This window comes from Pectobacterium aroidearum, from assembly GCF_041228105.1.
In the GTDB taxonomy this organism is placed as follows: domain Bacteria; phylum Pseudomonadota; class Gammaproteobacteria; order Enterobacterales; family Enterobacteriaceae; genus Pectobacterium; species Pectobacterium aroidearum.
In genome coordinates this window covers 178019-193058 of the sequence record NZ_CP166097.1, presented here as the reverse complement: position 1 = coordinate 193058, position 15040 = coordinate 178019, and the positions used below count along the sequence as shown (strand labels likewise).

The window sequence follows — 15040 nt, the reverse complement described above, 5'->3', positions numbered from 1 at the left end:
TCATGCGGGGATCTTTTTCTTCAAACGGGGACTGACTCGTGACAACAATTGTAAGCGTACGCCGCAACGGCCAGGTGGTCATTGGCGGTGATGGACAAGCCACTCTGGGCAACACCGTGATGAAAGGCAACGTGCGTAAGGTACGTCGCCTCTACCATGACCGCGTCATTGCTGGTTTCGCAGGCGGCACGGCGGATGCCTTCACCCTTTTTGAGCTTTTTGAACGTAAACTGGAATTGCACCAGGGTCATCTGGTTAAAGCCGCTGTCGAACTGGCGAAAGACTGGCGTACCGACCGTATGCTACGCAAACTGGAAGCACTGCTGGCCGTCGCGGACGAAAATGCCTCACTGATCATTACCGGTAATGGTGATGTCGTGCAGCCTGAAAATGACCTGATTGCTATTGGTTCCGGCGGTCCTTATGCGCAGGCCGCCGCACGTGCGTTGCTGGAAAACACCGAGCTGGGTGCGCGTGATATCGTCGAGAAATCTCTGGGGATTGCTGGCGACATCTGTATCTATACCAACCAGTTCCACACGATAGAAGAATTAGCCTCCAAGGCGTAAGGATCAACTATGTCTGAAATGACCCCGCGCGAGATAGTCAGCGAACTCGACAGCTATATCATCGGCCAGCATAAAGCGAAACGCGCCGTTTCCATCGCGCTGCGTAACCGCTGGCGCCGTATGCAGTTGGACGAAGCACTTCGTCATGAAGTGACGCCTAAAAATATTCTCATGATCGGCCCGACCGGCGTCGGTAAAACCGAAATTGCTCGCCGTCTGGCAAAGCTCGCCAATGCGCCGTTCATCAAAGTGGAAGCCACTAAATTCACCGAAGTTGGCTATGTAGGTAAAGAAGTTGACTCCATCATCCGCGATCTGACGGATTCCGCGATCAAAATGGTGCGCCTCCAGTCCATCGAAAAAAACCGCTTCCGTGCGGAAGAGATGGCAGAAGACCGCATTCTGGACGTGCTGATTCCACCAGCGAAAAACAACTGGGGTCAGGCAGAAAGCACACCAGAACCTTCCGCTGCGCGTCAGGCATTCCGCAAGAAACTGCGTGAAGGCCAGTTGGACGACAAAGAGATCGAGATCGATCTGGCTGCCGCCCCTGTTGGCGTCGAGATCATGGCACCGCCGGGCATGGAAGAGATGACCAACCAGCTCCAGTCCATGTTCCAGAACCTGGCAGGCCAGAAGCAAAAAGCCCGCAAGATCAAAATCAAAGACGCGTTCAAGCTGCTGATAGAAGAAGAAGCCGCCAAGCTGGTGAACCCAGAAGAGCTGAAGCAGCAGGCGATTGAAGCCGTTGAGCAGCACGGTATCGTGTTCATCGATGAGATCGACAAAATCTGTAAGCGTGGCGAAAGCTCCGGCCCGGATGTTTCCCGTGAAGGCGTTCAGCGCGACCTGCTGCCGCTGGTTGAAGGCTGCACCGTATCCACCAAGCACGGTATGGTCAAAACCGACCACATCCTATTTATCGCCTCCGGCGCATTCCAGGTTGCCAGCCCGTCCGATCTGATTCCAGAATTGCAGGGACGTCTGCCGATTCGCGTGGAATTGCAGGCGCTGACGACGGAAGATTTTGAGCGCATCCTGACAGAGCCGAGCGCTTCGCTGACCGAACAGTACAAAGCGCTGATGGCAACGGAAGGTGTGGATATTTCGTTCACCGCTGATGGTATCCGCCGCATTGCCGAAGCCGCCTGGCAGGTAAACGAAAGCACCGAGAATATCGGCGCGCGTCGTCTGCATACCGTGATGGAGCGTCTGATCGAAGACGTTTCTTATGACGCCAGCGAAATGAACGGTCAAAGCGTTACCATTGACGCAGATTACGTACGTAATCATCTGGATGAATTAGTAGCAGATGAAGATCTGAGTCGATTTATCTTATAATCCGTTTTCGCGGATCGCACGATTAACGATAAAGTGGGAGGCGTTGGCCTCCCACTTTTGTTTCTGACGCCGCCATCACTGACTTTTCTTGTTTATAAACGGATGATTCACGCAATTGGATCGTCAATAAAAATTGAAGCGCACCATGACCTTATCAACCCATAGCAGCAAAACCAAAGCCTGGCTGGATAGTCTGCGTCCAAAAACGTTGCCATTAGCTTTCGCATCTATCGTCACTGGCTCGGCGATTGCGAGCTGGCATAGCAGCTTTAAACCGGGCGTAGCATTACTGGCGTTGTTGACCGCCGGACTGCTGCAAATCCTTTCCAATCTGGCTAACGACTATGGGGATGCGGTAAAAGGCAGCGATACCGAGGACCGTATCGGGCCGCTGCGCGGCATCCAGACCGGCGCCATTACGCTGACGCAGCTGCGCAATGCGCTGATCGTGACGGTCGTGCTTACCATCATTTCCGGCGTGAGTCTGGTGATTCTGGCGTGTGAAAAGCCGGCGGATATCTTTGGTTTCCTGATTCTGGGGCTGCTGGCGATTTTCGCCGCCATCACCTATACCGTCGGTAATAAACCCTATGGCTACATTGGGCTCGGCGATATCTCGGTGCTGATCTTTTTCGGCTGGCTCAGCGTCGCCGGATCGTATTATCTGCAAACCGGCCACTTCGACAGCATCGTCATGCTCCCTGCGACGGCCTGCGGTTTGTTGGCAACAGCAGTATTGAACATCAACAACCTGCGCGATATCGACAACGATCGCATCAGTGGCAAGAACACGCTGGCTGTGCGCCTCGGCGCGGAAAAAGCGCGTTTCTACCACACGATACTGCTGTTGCTGGCGCCGGTTTGTCTCGGTCTGTTTGCAACATTTTATCTGCACAGCCTGGCGGGCTGGCTTTTTATTCTGACGCTCCCGTTGCTGATTAAACAGGCGCGCTATGTGCTGCGTGAAACCAGCGCATTCAGCATGCGTCCGATGTTGGAAAAAACGGTGAAAGGCGCGCTGCTGACCAACATTCTGTTCGCCGTTGGCGTGATACTGAGTTAGTGCGGGTAAAGTGAGCGCAGGCGAAAAGCGGCACGTATTTACTGATGCGCATCAAGTTAACATTTGATGATTTTGCCAACAGCCGCCAGAAAGGGATATACTCATGATTCCAGCGGCAAACAGACGTTAATCCTATGAAATACGATACTTCCGAACTGTGCGATATCTATCACGAAGAGGTGAATGTTGTTGAGCCTCTGTTCTCTAACTTTGGCGGGCGTACTTCATTTGGTGGCAAAATCACCACGGTGAAATGTTTTGAGGATAACGGCCTGCTTTTCGATCTCCTTGAAGAGAACGGCCTCGGGCGCGTGCTGCTGGTCGATGGCGGGGGCTCCGTGCGCCGTGCGTTGATCAACGCGGAAATCGCCCGGCTGGCGACGCAAAACGAATGGGAAGGCATTGTCGTGTATGGCGCAGTGCGTCAGGTTGACGAATTGGCTGAGTTGGATATCGGTATTCAGGCGATGGCGGCCATTCCGGTCGGCGCAGGCAGCGAAGGCATCGGCGAAAGCGATATTCGCGTCAATTTCGGTGGCGTAACCTTCTTCTCCGGTGACCATTTGTATGCCGATAACACCGGTATTATTTTGGCGGAAGACCCGCTGGATATTGAATAATCTCGTTGAATCTCCGCGTTTTTATCGCGGCAATGTCATCACAAAAAAGGGCGATATACGCCCTTTTTTATTTGGCTCAATCGATAATCGATTCCGTCGCCTGAGCCGACAAGTCCTATTAGACTTCTTCCATTTTGCCTAACAGCGCGCGCAGGCGCTCTTGCCATACCACTTGCTCTTCTTTCAACTGTTCGTTCTCGCGCACCAGCGCTTCACGTGAACCCGCAGCCGCCTGAACATCCTGCGACAGCGCATTGTTCTGCTCTTTCAGCTCTTCAATTTCCATTTGCAACAGCGTGATGGTATCAATCGCCTGCTGAACTTTCGCTTCCAGCTTTTCAAACACTTCAAATGACATTCTTCAAACCCCTTTTAATCGCAACAAGGCAAAGATCGGTTAACGCTGGCTCTCGGACTCTGTAACCAACACCCAACGGTGTCGCCATCCGCCCGTAAACATAATCCTGACCGCGGGACGGCTGGCAAGACAGACCATAGCGAAATTGTATGTAGCCAACCGCCACCTGTCTAGCGCACATCCCCCACTACGCGAGTGTGGCAGCTTTTCTTACGTAACACTATCAGTACAAACTGAAAAACAGGCAGCGCAAACGGAAAAACGAACGGTGCAGGCTAAGAACGCTCCCTGTTCGCTTCCCCATTACTCCTATGTTACCCAAAATAATTCAAATTGTAGGAAGGCGGCAATCGCACGAATCCCCAGGAGCTTACACCAGTAAGTGACTGGGGTGAGTAAGGGAAGCCAACGCACATACAGTTTGAAGTATGACGGGTAAGTGTTAATAAATTTAACCTGAGCGTTACTATCAACCTTGTGCGAAAAACCACGGCGAGTCATTTTATAAGCGAATACGCTCATTTTCTTGACGCACAACACACATTTCAATTTCGATATTTCTCGTTTTCGCGCATTAACGATAAATTCACATCATAAATACATTTAAAACAGAGGATGCCACTCAGCGGTATCCTTAGACCTACCACTCTGTATGTTACCCAGCAGGAAAAAAATATGAGCCAAGCAGAACGTTCAACGCTAAGAGGTCAGTGTATCGCCGAGTTTCTCGGTACTGGCCTGCTGATTTTCTTCGGTGTCGGCTGCGTCGCCGCATTGAAACTGGCGGGAGCCAGCTTCGGACAGTGGGAGATCAGCATCATTTGGGGTCTGGGGGTTGCGATGGCAATCTACCTGACCGCCGCGATTTCCGGTGCCCACCTCAACCCAGCAGTAACCATCGCGCTGTGGCTGTTTGCCTGTTTCGATGGGCGCAAAGTGGTGCCTTACATTCTGGCGCAGATTGCCGGGGCATTTTGTGCCGCCGCACTGGTCTACGGTCTGTATCACAATCTGTTCGTTGATTTCGAGCAGACCAACAACATGGTGCGCGGCAGTACGGAAAGCCTGAGTTTAGCCGGCATTTTCTCAACGTATCCAAACCCGCACATTTCCGTCATGCAGGCGCTACTGGTTGAAACCGTCATCACCGCCATCCTGATGTGTCTGATTCTGGCGCTGACCGATGATGGTAACGGTATCCCACGCGGGCCACTCGCTCCCCTGCTGATCGGTATTCTGATTGCCGTCATCGGTGCATCTATGGGACCGTTGACCGGCTTCGCCCTCAACCCGGCGCGTGACTTTGGTCCTAAGCTGTTCGCCTTCCTGGCGGGTTGGGGCAACGTCGCCTTTACTGGCGCACGCGAAATCCCTTACTTCCTGGTTCCTATCTTTGGCCCCATCATCGGTGCCTGTCTGGGTGCCTTCGGTTATCGCGCACTGATTGGCCGTAATTTGCCATGCGATGTGTGCGAACCCGAGGCAGAAACTACCACGCGTCGTGAAAGCCGTTAAACTTAACGCCACGACCATCCTATTTCACGGTTAATCATTACAGGATTGGATTTATGAACCCGGAAAAAAAATACATCGTCGCACTCGACCAGGGCACAACCAGCTCCCGCGCCATCGTGTTGGATCACGATGCCAACATCGTGAGCGTTTCACAGCGTGAATTCACCCAGATCTACCCAAAAGCGGGCTGGGTAGAGCATGACCCCATGGAGATTTGGGCGTCACAGAGCTCAACGTTGGTCGAAGTGCTGGCCAAAGCCGACATCAGCTCGGATGAAGTCGCGGGCATTGGTATCACCAACCAGCGTGAAACCACCGTCGTCTGGGAAAAAGAGAGCGGCAAGCCGATTTATAACGCCATTGTCTGGCAGTGTCGTCGTACCGCGGACATTTGCGAAAAGCTGAAGAAAGACGGTCTGGAAGAGTACGTTCGCAACACCACCGGACTGGTGGTCGACCCCTACTTCTCCGGCACCAAAGTGAAATGGATTCTGGATCACGTTGAAGGCTCTCGTGAACGCGCCAAACGCGGCGAACTGCTGTTTGGTACGATTGATACCTGGCTGATTTGGAAAATGACGCAGGGGCGTGTTCACGTAACGGATTACACCAACGCTTCCCGCACCATGCTGTTTAATATTCATACGCTGGAGTGGGATACCCGCATGCTGGAAGCGCTGGATATCCCGCGTGAGATGCTGCCGGAAGTGCGCGCATCTTCAGAAGTCTACGGCCAGACCAACATTGGCGGTAAAGGCGGCACACGTATTCCTATCGCCGGTATCGCGGGTGACCAGCAGGCGGCGCTGTACGGCCAGCTTTGCGTCAATCCAGGGCAGGCGAAAAACACCTACGGCACCGGCTGCTTTCTGCTGATGAATACCGGTAAAGAAGCGGTGCTGTCCAAACACGGCCTGCTGACCACCATCGCCTGCGGCCCACGCGGCGAAGTTAACTACGCGCTGGAAGGCTCGGTATTCGTTGGCGGCGCCTCTATCCAATGGCTGCGTGACGAGCTGAAGCTGATCGGAGACTCAATGGACTCCGAATACTTCGCAACGAAAGTGAAGGACACCAACGGCGTCTATGTCGTACCGGCTTTCACCGGTTTGGGCGCACCTTACTGGGACCCGTATGCCCGTGGCGCGATCTTCGGTCTGACCCGCGGCGTGAACGCGAACCACATCATTCGTGCGACGCTGGAATCCATTGCCTTCCAGACCCGCGACGTACTGGATGCCATGCAGGCAGACGCCGATACCCGCCTGAAAGCGCTGCGTGTCGACGGCGGTGCGGTCGCCAACAACTTCCTGATGCAGTTCCAGTCCGATATTCTCGGCACGCGCGTGGAACGCCCGGAAGTGCGCGAATCCACTGCGCTGGGTGCCGCTTTCCTGGCAGGCCTCGCCACTGGATTCTGGAACGATCTGGACGAAGTGAAGAGCAAAGCCACGATCGAGCGCGAATTCCGCCCCAGCATTGAAACCGTGGAGCGTAATTACCGCTACAGCGGCTGGCAAAAAGCTGTGGCTCGCGCCCGTAACTGGGAAGATCACGACGCCTAATCTATCACCACATCTATCCACATCGGGCGCGCCTGTCGCGCCCGTTTTTTCCTATCGCCCAACCGCCACTCTCCCCCGTTGTGATAAAATCCTCGCCCATATCCTAATGTTGATCGTTTAAGAACCGAGATACCGGGGCGACCACGGTGCGAGGCGTCCCTGCGGGAACCTCATCACCGCGTTTCACCTAAATCCAGGCTTAAGTGGCTAACATAAGGCCACTTCTTTCCCGAACGACAACAGACAGGTATTTATGAAACGTGAATTAGCCATCGAGTTCTCGCGCGTCACCGAAGCAGCCGCGCTGGCAGGCTATAAGTGGTTAGGTCGTGGCGACAAGAATGCCGCCGACAATGCCGCCGTACAGGCGATGCGCATCATGCTGAATCAGGTCAATATCAACGGTCAGATTGTCATCGGCGAAGGGGAAATCGACGAAGCACCTATGCTGTTTATCGGTGAGCAGGTCGGCACCGGCAAGGGCGATGCCGTAGACATCGCCGTCGATCCGATTGAAGGCACGCGGATGACGGCAATGGGTCAGGCGAATGCGCTGGCCGTGCTGGCCGTTGGCGAAAAAGGCGCATTTCTGCACGCGCCAGACATGTACATGGAAAAACTGATCGTCGGGCCTGAAGCGAAAGGCGCGATTGATCTCAACCTGCCGCTGGCAGACAACCTGCGCAATATCGCGCTGAAGCTGGGTAAACCGCTCAGCCAGTTAACCGTGACGACACTGGCTAAACCGCGCCACGATGCCTGCATCGCGGAAATGCAGCAGTTGGGCGTGAAAGTGTTCGCCATTCCAGACGGCGACGTAGCCGCATCCATTCTCACCTGCATGCCGGACAGCGAAGTTGACGTGCTATATGGCATCGGCGGCGCGCCAGAAGGCGTGATCTCGGCGGCCGTGATTCGCGCGCTTGATGGCGATATGCAAGGGCGTTTGCTGGCACGTCATCAGGTTAAAGGCGATAACGCTGAAAACCGCCGCATCGGTGAAGATGAGCTGGCACGCTGCCGACAAATGGGCATCGAAGCGGGCAGCGTCCTCAAACTTGATGATATGGCACGTAATGACAACGTGATTTTCTCCGCGACCGGCATCACCAAAGGTGATTTACTGGACGGGATCGCGCGTAAAGGCAACATGGCCACCACGGAAACGCTGCTGATCCGCGGCAAATCCCGCACGATCCGCCGGATTAAGTCGACACACTATCTGGATCGCAAGGATCGCACGCTGCACGAATTTTTGCTGTAGCAGGCGATTGCCCGGCTGACTGATTGTTTCACAGTTGTTAATAAATAGCGTATCTTAAACGCACGACTTAAATGCACAAATAGTGGCGTCAATACCCTAGATAATTCGAGTTGCAGGAAGGCGGCAACCGCGCGAGTCCCCAGGAGCTTACTCAAGTAAGTGACTGGGGCGAGTAAGAGAAGCCAACACACATGCAGCTTGAAGTATGACGGGTACAACAGGAGCAAAAAAATATGGCTGAATGGGTGACAGGCAAAGTGGTTCAGGTGGAAAACTGGACAGAGAGTCTGTTTAGCATTCGGGTTCACGCGCCCACCGATTCATTCACTGCCGGGCAGTATGGCAAACTGGCGCTGGAGATTGAGGGTGAGAAAGTGCAGCGCGCGTATTCCTACGTGAATGCGCCTAGCGATCCTACACTTGAGTTCTATTTGGTAACCGTGCCAGAAGGCAAGCTTAGTCCTCATCTTCATGCGCTTCAGCCTGGCTCCGAAGTGATGGTCGTCAAAGAACCCGCTGGATTTTTCGTGTTGGAAGAGGTTCCTGACTGCGAGACGCTGTGGATGCTGGCAACAGGGACGGGTATTGGCCCTTACCTGTCGATCCTTCAGGAAGGTAAGGATCTGGAGCGCTTTAAGAACATCGTGCTGGTTCACGCCGCCCGATTCTCACGCGATCTGAGCTATCTGCCGTTGATGCAGCAATTACAGCAGCGTTACCACGGGAAGCTGCGTATTCAAACGGTCGTCAGCCGGGAAGAGGAAACGGGCTCGCTGACAGGCCGCGTTCCCCAGCTTATCAGCAACGGTACATTGGAAGCCGCCGTGGGCTTGCCGATGAATGCTGAAACCAGCCACGTTATGCTGTGCGGTAACCCACAGATGGTGCGCGATACCCAACTGTTGCTGAAAGAAGAGCGGCAAATGACCAAGCACCTGCGCCGCAGACCCGGTCATATGACTGCCGAAAACTATTGGTAAACCGTCGGTTGTTTTAATTAGCGGCGGAAGCGAAACGGCTCCGCCTCTGCTCCAAACCGGTTTTCCCCTTTTGTCCCCAGGAAAACGCCGCAATCGAGCAACGTCATCACGACAATCAGGATCGGCAAGAAGCGGGCAATACCCCACTGCCAGATAGTGGAAAACATCATCCAGTTCCCCGAAGCCAGCATCCACGCCACCACTAACAGCAGCGCCCACCAGCCGCTTTTATTACGGTCGTGCAGTCGTTTCACCATTATCGCCGCCGTTGGCCACAGCAATACCACCAAACCAAACGCCGTTGATTGCGTATCCAGCCAGTTTTGGCCGGATAGCGTAAACAGTACCGCCATCAGTGCGACCCAAATGGCCATCCAGAGCCAGAAATCACGACGGCCGATTCGGCCTTTAAACGAGAAGCACCATTGCTGTAATGTCATTAACGATAACGCCCTGAATTGTCAGCCTGTCTGGCCGAATGAATCGGTATTTTAGTGTGGCTGATTTTACCTCAACCCAAGTATTTGCCTGTAATCTTTACGCGATTTTTGACAACGACGTACCAATGCCGCTTTAATCAAACGTATTCCGCCGTTATTGGCCTGGACATCTTCTGAAGTGGCTGACCCGAATCCCTATGACACGAAAACGCATCGCTTCACTTTTGGTTTTATCATCGCTGGTGCTGTACCAGACTCACGCAGCAGCCGATCCGACGTTCCCGCCCAAACCCTCAGCCAATGCGCCGTACCTGCTGGCCGGAGCCCCAACCTTCGATCAAACCATCACGCAGTTCCGCTCCCGCTACAACCTGAGCAACCCGACGCTGCCGATTGGTGAATTTCGAGTTGTCGACACCGGTAATATCACCAGCATGCTGACTCGCGCTGCCAGTCGCATCAACGACCACCTCTATGCCTCAACCGCGTTAGAAAAAGGCACGGGGAAAATCAAAACGCTGCAAATTACCTGGCTACCGCAGCCACAGAGCGATCAAGAGACCGCAGCGCGTCGTAAGCAGGCCATAGACTATATGGCGGCGCTGGCACGAACGTTCGCGCCGTCGCTGACGGAAGAACAAAGCATGAAAAAAGTCACCGAACTGCTGGAAAAAGGCAAAGGACAGCGCTTTTATCCGCAAACGGAAGGCGCCCTGCGTTATGTTGTTGCAGATGATGGCGAAAAAGGGCTAACTTTTGCTGTTGAACCGATTAAGCTAACGCTATCTGAACCGTGATCTACACGGTAATTAATGACGAAAAACAGAGCCACGGTCACATTTCGTCTCTATACTGTGGGCAGGTCGTATTGCCTGACGGCAGTAAAATTTATGCATCGGTTCATTAATACATTGATTTATTAACATATTGATTCATTCGCGATTCCGGCTGGAGGAAAAAAGATGCGACATCCATTAGTTATGGGTAACTGGAAGCTGAACGGCAGCACTCACATGGTCAACGAACTGATCGCGGGCTTGCGTAAAGAGCTCAGCACCGTTGACGGTTGTGGCGTAGCGATTGCACCACCGGCGATCTACCTCGATCAAGCTAATCACCAACTGGCTGGCAGCCGTATTGCACTGGGCGCGCAGAACGTTGACGTAAACCTCTCTGGTGCCTTCACCGGTGAAACCTCTGCCGACATGCTGAAAGACATCGGCGCGAAATACATCATCATCGGCCACTCCGAGCGCCGCACCTACCACAAAGAAAGCGACGAATTCATTGCGAAGAAATTTGGCGTGCTGAAAGACGCGGGCCTGATTCCGGTGCTGTGCATTGGCGAGACCGAAGCGGAAAACGAAGCAGGCCAGACGGAAGCGGTATGTGCACGTCAGCTGGATGCCGTGCTGAACACGCTGGGTGCGAAAGCGTTTGAAAACACCGTTATCGCCTACGAACCTGTATGGGCTATCGGTACCGGCAAATCTGCGACCCCTGCGCAAGCGCAAGCCGTTCACAAATTCATCCGCGATCACATCGCCAAGCAAGATGCCGCTATTGCTGAACAAGTTATCATCCAGTACGGCGGTTCGGTTAATGCTGCGAATGCCGCAGAGCTGTTCACCCAGCCGGATATCGACGGCGCGCTGGTTGGCGGAGCATCACTGAAAGCCGACGCCTTTGCCGTTATCGTGAAAGCCGCAGCCGACGCGAAACGCGGCTAAGCGTTTCATAGAAAACGGGCGGAACAAACCTTCGCCCGATCAAAAAGCCGGTTCACGCTCTCGCGCCAACCGGCTTTTTTTATGACGGATATCCCTATCCGTCACCCTTCTTCTAAGCCGTCCGTTAACGGCTCAACAGTTACTTCACCGCAGGGATTTGCTGCGTAATGCAGTGAATATTTCCACCGCCCAGTAGGATTTCCCGCGCAGGCACGCCGCTAATCAGGTAGCCGGGGAACATCTGTTGCAGCAGGTCGCGGGCAACGTCATCCGTCTTTTCATCCAGCAGCGGGAAAATGATTTGCTGGTTGCTGATCAGGAAATTCACATAGGAACCCGCCAGACGAGAACCGGCAAGGCGTTCAACCGCATCGCCGCTGTCCACGCCCTGCGCTTCCTCTTTGGTCGCATAGAGCGGTCCGGGGGCTGGCAACTTCCAGATTTTCAGCTCACGCCCTTGTGCATCCCGCGCGGCCGACAGCACCTCATAGGCCGCAACGGAGCGGGCATACTGCGGATCGTTTTCGTCATCCGTCCAGTGCAGCGCCACTTCACCGGGGCGTACGAAGCAGCACATGTTATCGATATGCCCGTCGGTTTCGTCGTTGTACACGCCCTCTTCCAGCCAGATAATCGTCGAGATGCTGAGGTAATCACGCATCAGCTGTTCGATTTCTGCCTTACTCAGATGCGGGTTACGGTTCGGATTGAGCAAGCATTCCGCTGTGGTCAGCAATGTGCCTTCACCATCGACATGGATCGAGCCGCCTTCCAGAATCAGCGGCGCGGCGTAACGCGCAGCCTGATGATAGTCCAGCACCTGTGCCGCGACTTTCTCATCCTGACTCCAGTCTTCATACAGACCGCCAAGTTCGCCGCCCCAGGCGTTGAACTGCCAGTCGATACCCCGACGTTCACCCACCTGATTCAGCACGATGGTTGGACCGGTGTCACGCATCCAAGCGTCGTCGCTTTCCATTTCCACCAGCGTGACATTCACTGGCATCACTTGTTGCGCATTCGCCATGTAACGTGCGGGCACACCCATGATAACTGGCGTATTCTGAGCGATAGCTTCTGCCACGCGCGCGAACGTTTTTTGCGCCGGAATGCCTTGTTCGCGCCAGTTGTCAGTGCGATACGGCCAAATCATCCACACGGCATCATGCGGCGCCCATTCGGCGGGCATCGCAAAACCATCCTGATGCGGCGTCGTGTGAGAGGAAGTTGCTGGCTGTGACATGACTTATCTCCAGGTCTTGCCGTCAGAAGTGGCGATTGTGCCGTACATGTCTGGACGACGGTCGCGGAACAGGCCCCATGACGCACGCTGTGCAGCAATGGCCTCTAAATCAAATTCATGTACCAGAATCGCTTCATCCGTCTTATTGGCCTGTGCCAGCAACGCACCAGTTTGGTCGGCAATGAAGGACGAGCCGTAGAACGTCATTTCCAGACCGTCGATGTATTTACTGGCTTCCGTACCGATACGGTTAGATGCGATTACTGGCACGAGATTCGCCGCAGCGTGACCTTGCTGAACACGAGTCCAGTGCGGCTGGCTGTCGATATCCGGGTAAGCAGGTTCGGAACCAATCGCGGTCGGATAGAAAATCAGCTCTGCGCCCTGCAACGCCAGGCTGCGTGCGGTTTCCGGGAACCACTGATCCCAGCAAATGCCCACGCCGATTTTTGCGTAGCGCGTCTGCCAGACTTTAAAACCGGTATCGCCCGGAATGAAGAATTGCTTCTCCTGATACGCCGGACCATTCGGAATATGTGTTTTGCGGTAAACATCCAGCACGGCACCGTCCGCGTCAATCATCACCAGCGAGTTGTAATAGGCGTTATTGGCACGCTCAAAGAAGCTCAACGGCAGCACCACGTTCAGCTCCGCCGCCAGTGCGGAAAAATGCTTAATCAGCGGGCTGGTTTCCAGCTCCTGCGCCAGCGCATAATGCTCTGGGCTTTGATCGATACAGAAATACGGTGCGGCAAACAGCTCCTGAATCAGGATAACCTGCGCGCCTTTTGCATGCGCTTGTCGCACCAGTTTTTCGGCGTTTTCGATATTCTTGGGCAGGTCCCAGGAACACGCCATTTGTGTTGCGGCAACGGTAACTTTTTTCATGCGAAAACCTCAATAATAACGATATATACCCGCCCTTTCTTACCGGCAAGTATCGGCAATAAGTGTTTCTCTCGGTCACGATTATGCATCGGCGCGAACCCGCGCGGCCTTAACGAGTGTCTACTCTAAATAATTCAAGTTTCAGGCAGGCGGCAAGAGAAGGACAAATTCGTCGGGAACGAATTTGACCAGCCAAAGGCTGGCCTCCGGTGAGAGACAGGATGTCTCTCATTTCATCCCGATGAGCTTACTCAAGTAAGTGATTCGGGTGAGTGAACGCAGCCAACGTACATGCAACTTGAAGTATGACGAGTATAGGCCAACACACCTGCGCATACCCAATAGGAATATCCTGTTAAGGTATTGACCGAAAATGACATGCGCATTATGCCAGTTAATCACAGCACTTCACTATGCTGAAAATGCACGATCTCGCATGGCGGACAGAAAAGAAAAACCGCCTTTTCATGGCGGTTCAGACTGTCAACAAACTTATTTGCCGAACGAAAACGGGAATAACGGAATAGAAGAGTAAAGCGTTTGCGCCAGGGATGGCGCAAGCCGAGCGTACAGGGAAGTATTTACAGCGTCTTTACGATCTATCCGTTACTCCCGCTCTACGGATTTTGTCAGCAATCTCAATCGCCTTTTTCACGGAGGTTTCTATCGGTGATTAAGATGGAGAGAAAGCGGTAATTAGCAGCATCAGGCTTCAACGGTATCTGCCTGCTGTAAAGCCTGGCTGACCGCTTGTCGTTGCTCCAACAATGCAGTGCTGGTTCGGTCGCGAGGATAAGTGAGATTTATCGGCAGAATCCTGCTAATCCGGCCGGGTCGGGGCGACATAACCACCACTCTGTCCGCCAGAAAGACGGCTTCTTCCACATCGTGTGTCACCAGCAGGATCGTCAAATCCGTTTGCTGGCGTATCTCCGCCAAACGCGCCTGCAACTGCTGCTTAGTCAGCGCATCCAGTGCCCCAAAAGGTTCATCCAGCAGAAGAATGCGAGGCGTCGACACCAGCCCACGGGCAATCGCCACTCGCTGCGCCATTCCCCCGGATAGCTGATGCGGCCATGCATCGGCAAAGCCTTCCAGCCCCATCATCTGGAGATAGTGCGCAATACGGCGTTCTACCTCAGCAGGAGAAAGATTGAGGTTGAGCATACCGAGGCGAATATTGTCCGTTACAGTGAGCCACGGAAACAGGCGCGGTTCCTGAAACACCAGACTGACATCGTCGGGAATACCGCGCACAGGCCGCTCGCCAATCAGAATGCGTCCGCGTTCCGTGGTATCAATCCCGGCCGCCAGACGCAGCAGCGTCGATTTACCACAGCCACTGGCACCGATGATGGCAACCAGTTCGCCCGCATGCAGCGACAGATCGATATCCTGCAACACCGTCAGCGGGGTGCCGTTGACGATAAAGTGTTTAGTAATGTGCTGAAAATGCAGGGACAT

At 53.9% G+C, this 15040-nt stretch carries 15 protein-coding genes; 10 read left to right on the top strand and 5 right to left on the bottom strand.

The window, feature by feature from the left end:
- Positions 1-38: 38 nt before the first annotated feature.
- From hslV to rraA, 4 genes are all read left to right on the top strand, one after another.
- Positions 39-569, top strand: coding sequence for an ATP-dependent protease subunit HslV (gene hslV, locus AB8809_RS00805; RefSeq protein ID WP_005973334.1), 531 nt, complete (start codon positions 39-41; stop codon positions 567-569).
- A 9-nt stretch (positions 570-578) separates the two neighbouring features.
- Positions 579-1910 (top strand): HslU--HslV peptidase ATPase subunit, encoded by a 1332-nt coding sequence (gene hslU / locus AB8809_RS00800; RefSeq protein ID WP_010299298.1) that lies wholly within the window; start codon positions 579-581, stop codon positions 1908-1910.
- Between the two features lie 145 nt (positions 1911-2055).
- A complete protein-coding gene (locus AB8809_RS00795; protein WP_205947381.1) occupies positions 2056-2973 on the top strand; it encodes a 1,4-dihydroxy-2-naphthoate polyprenyltransferase in 918 nt (305 codons plus the stop codon).
- Between the two features lie 134 nt (positions 2974-3107).
- Entirely contained in the window at positions 3108-3593 is a 486-nt protein-coding gene (gene rraA / locus AB8809_RS00790) for a ribonuclease E activity regulator RraA (RefSeq protein WP_349855602.1), read from the top strand.
- 118 nt (positions 3594-3711) lie between these two features.
- Here rraA and zapB read toward each other — a convergent pair whose 3' ends face one another.
- Positions 3712-3951, bottom strand: coding sequence for a septal ring assembly protein ZapB (zapB, locus tag AB8809_RS00785; RefSeq protein WP_010281529.1), 240 nt, complete (start codon positions 3949-3951; stop codon positions 3712-3714).
- 675 nt (positions 3952-4626) lie between these two features.
- On the opposite strand from zapB, the gene AB8809_RS00780 reads away from it, so the two are divergent.
- The 4 genes from AB8809_RS00780 (at position 4627) to fpr (ending at position 9275) form a co-directional block, all read left to right on the top strand.
- Complete coding sequence (locus AB8809_RS00780; protein ID WP_180779150.1) at positions 4627-5466, top strand: MIP/aquaporin family protein; 840 nt, start codon at positions 4627-4629, stop codon at positions 5464-5466.
- Between the two features lie 53 nt (positions 5467-5519).
- Complete coding sequence (glpK, locus tag AB8809_RS00775; RefSeq protein WP_012772900.1) at positions 5520-7031, top strand: glycerol kinase GlpK; 1512 nt, start codon at positions 5520-5522, stop codon at positions 7029-7031.
- A gap of 253 nt (positions 7032-7284) precedes the next feature.
- Positions 7285-8295: a class II fructose-bisphosphatase gene (gene glpX / locus AB8809_RS00770; protein WP_181845674.1), complete on the top strand. Its 1011-nt coding sequence runs from the start codon at positions 7285-7287 to the stop codon at positions 8293-8295.
- Positions 8296-8528: 233 nt separating this feature from the next.
- Entirely contained in the window at positions 8529-9275 is a 747-nt protein-coding gene (gene fpr / locus AB8809_RS00765; protein ID WP_012772898.1) for a ferredoxin--NADP(+) reductase, read from the top strand.
- Between the two features lie 17 nt (positions 9276-9292).
- On the opposite strand, the gene AB8809_RS00760 is transcribed toward fpr, so the two are convergent.
- Positions 9293-9715, bottom strand: a complete 423-nt coding sequence (locus AB8809_RS00760; RefSeq protein ID WP_349855600.1) for a DUF805 domain-containing protein — start codon at positions 9713-9715, stop codon at positions 9293-9295.
- A gap of 197 nt (positions 9716-9912) precedes the next feature.
- Here AB8809_RS00760 and AB8809_RS00755 point away from each other — a divergent pair, with 197 nt between their 5' ends.
- Complete coding sequence (locus AB8809_RS00755; protein WP_012772896.1) at positions 9913-10512, top strand: YiiQ family protein; 600 nt, start codon at positions 9913-9915, stop codon at positions 10510-10512.
- Positions 10513-10677: 165 nt separating this feature from the next.
- Positions 10678-11445 carry a triose-phosphate isomerase gene (gene tpiA, locus AB8809_RS00750; RefSeq protein ID WP_182101211.1) on the top strand — a complete coding sequence of 256 codons (768 nt, stop codon included), beginning with the start codon at positions 10678-10680 and terminating at the stop codon, positions 11443-11445.
- 139 nt (positions 11446-11584) lie between these two features.
- Here the strand turns inward: tpiA and aguA are convergent, their stop codons facing one another.
- From aguA to AB8809_RS00735, 3 genes are all read right to left on the bottom strand, one after another.
- On the bottom strand, positions 11585-12688 hold the full coding sequence (aguA, locus tag AB8809_RS00745; protein ID WP_349855598.1) for an agmatine deiminase: 1104 nt from the start codon (positions 12686-12688) through the stop codon (positions 11585-11587).
- A gap of 3 nt (positions 12689-12691) precedes the next feature.
- On the bottom strand, positions 12692-13576 hold the full coding sequence (aguB, locus tag AB8809_RS00740) for an N-carbamoylputrescine amidase (RefSeq protein WP_180779147.1): 885 nt from the start codon (positions 13574-13576) through the stop codon (positions 12692-12694).
- 705 nt (positions 13577-14281) lie between these two features.
- A complete protein-coding gene (locus AB8809_RS00735) occupies positions 14282-15040 on the bottom strand; it encodes an ABC transporter ATP-binding protein (RefSeq protein WP_336870028.1) in 759 nt (252 codons plus the stop codon).

Bases quoted from the DNA above. Each gene is read 5' to 3' on its own strand.
- tpiA (WP_182101211.1), top strand. From the start codon at position 10,678: ATGCGACATCCATTAGTTATGGGTAACTGGAAGCTGAACGGCAGCACT.
- rraA (WP_349855602.1), top strand. From the start codon at position 3,108: ATGAAATACGATACTTCCGAACTGTGCGATATCTATCACGAAGAGGTG.
- hslU (WP_010299298.1), top strand. From the start codon at position 579: ATGTCTGAAATGACCCCGCGCGAGATAGTCAGCGAACTCGACAGCTAT.
- AB8809_RS00735 (WP_336870028.1), bottom strand. From the start codon at position 15,040: ATGTCCCTGCATTTTCAGCACATTACTAAACACTTTATCGTCAACGGC.
- AB8809_RS00760 (WP_349855600.1), bottom strand. From the start codon at position 9,715: ATGACATTACAGCAATGGTGCTTCTCGTTTAAAGGCCGAATCGGCCGT.
- fpr (WP_012772898.1), top strand. From the start codon at position 8,529: ATGGCTGAATGGGTGACAGGCAAAGTGGTTCAGGTGGAAAACTGGACA.
- zapB (WP_010281529.1), bottom strand. From the start codon at position 3,951: ATGTCATTTGAAGTGTTTGAAAAGCTGGAAGCGAAAGTTCAGCAGGCG.
- AB8809_RS00780 (WP_180779150.1), top strand. From the start codon at position 4,627: ATGAGCCAAGCAGAACGTTCAACGCTAAGAGGTCAGTGTATCGCCGAG.
- glpK (WP_012772900.1), top strand. From the start codon at position 5,520: ATGAACCCGGAAAAAAAATACATCGTCGCACTCGACCAGGGCACAACC.
- aguB (WP_180779147.1), bottom strand. From the start codon at position 13,576: ATGAAAAAAGTTACCGTTGCCGCAACACAAATGGCGTGTTCCTGGGAC.
- AB8809_RS00755 (WP_012772896.1), top strand. From the start codon at position 9,913: ATGACACGAAAACGCATCGCTTCACTTTTGGTTTTATCATCGCTGGTG.
- glpX (WP_181845674.1), top strand. From the start codon at position 7,285: ATGAAACGTGAATTAGCCATCGAGTTCTCGCGCGTCACCGAAGCAGCC.
- AB8809_RS00795 (WP_205947381.1), top strand. From the start codon at position 2,056: ATGACCTTATCAACCCATAGCAGCAAAACCAAAGCCTGGCTGGATAGT.
- aguA (WP_349855598.1), bottom strand. From the start codon at position 12,688: ATGTCACAGCCAGCAACTTCCTCTCACACGACGCCGCATCAGGATGGT.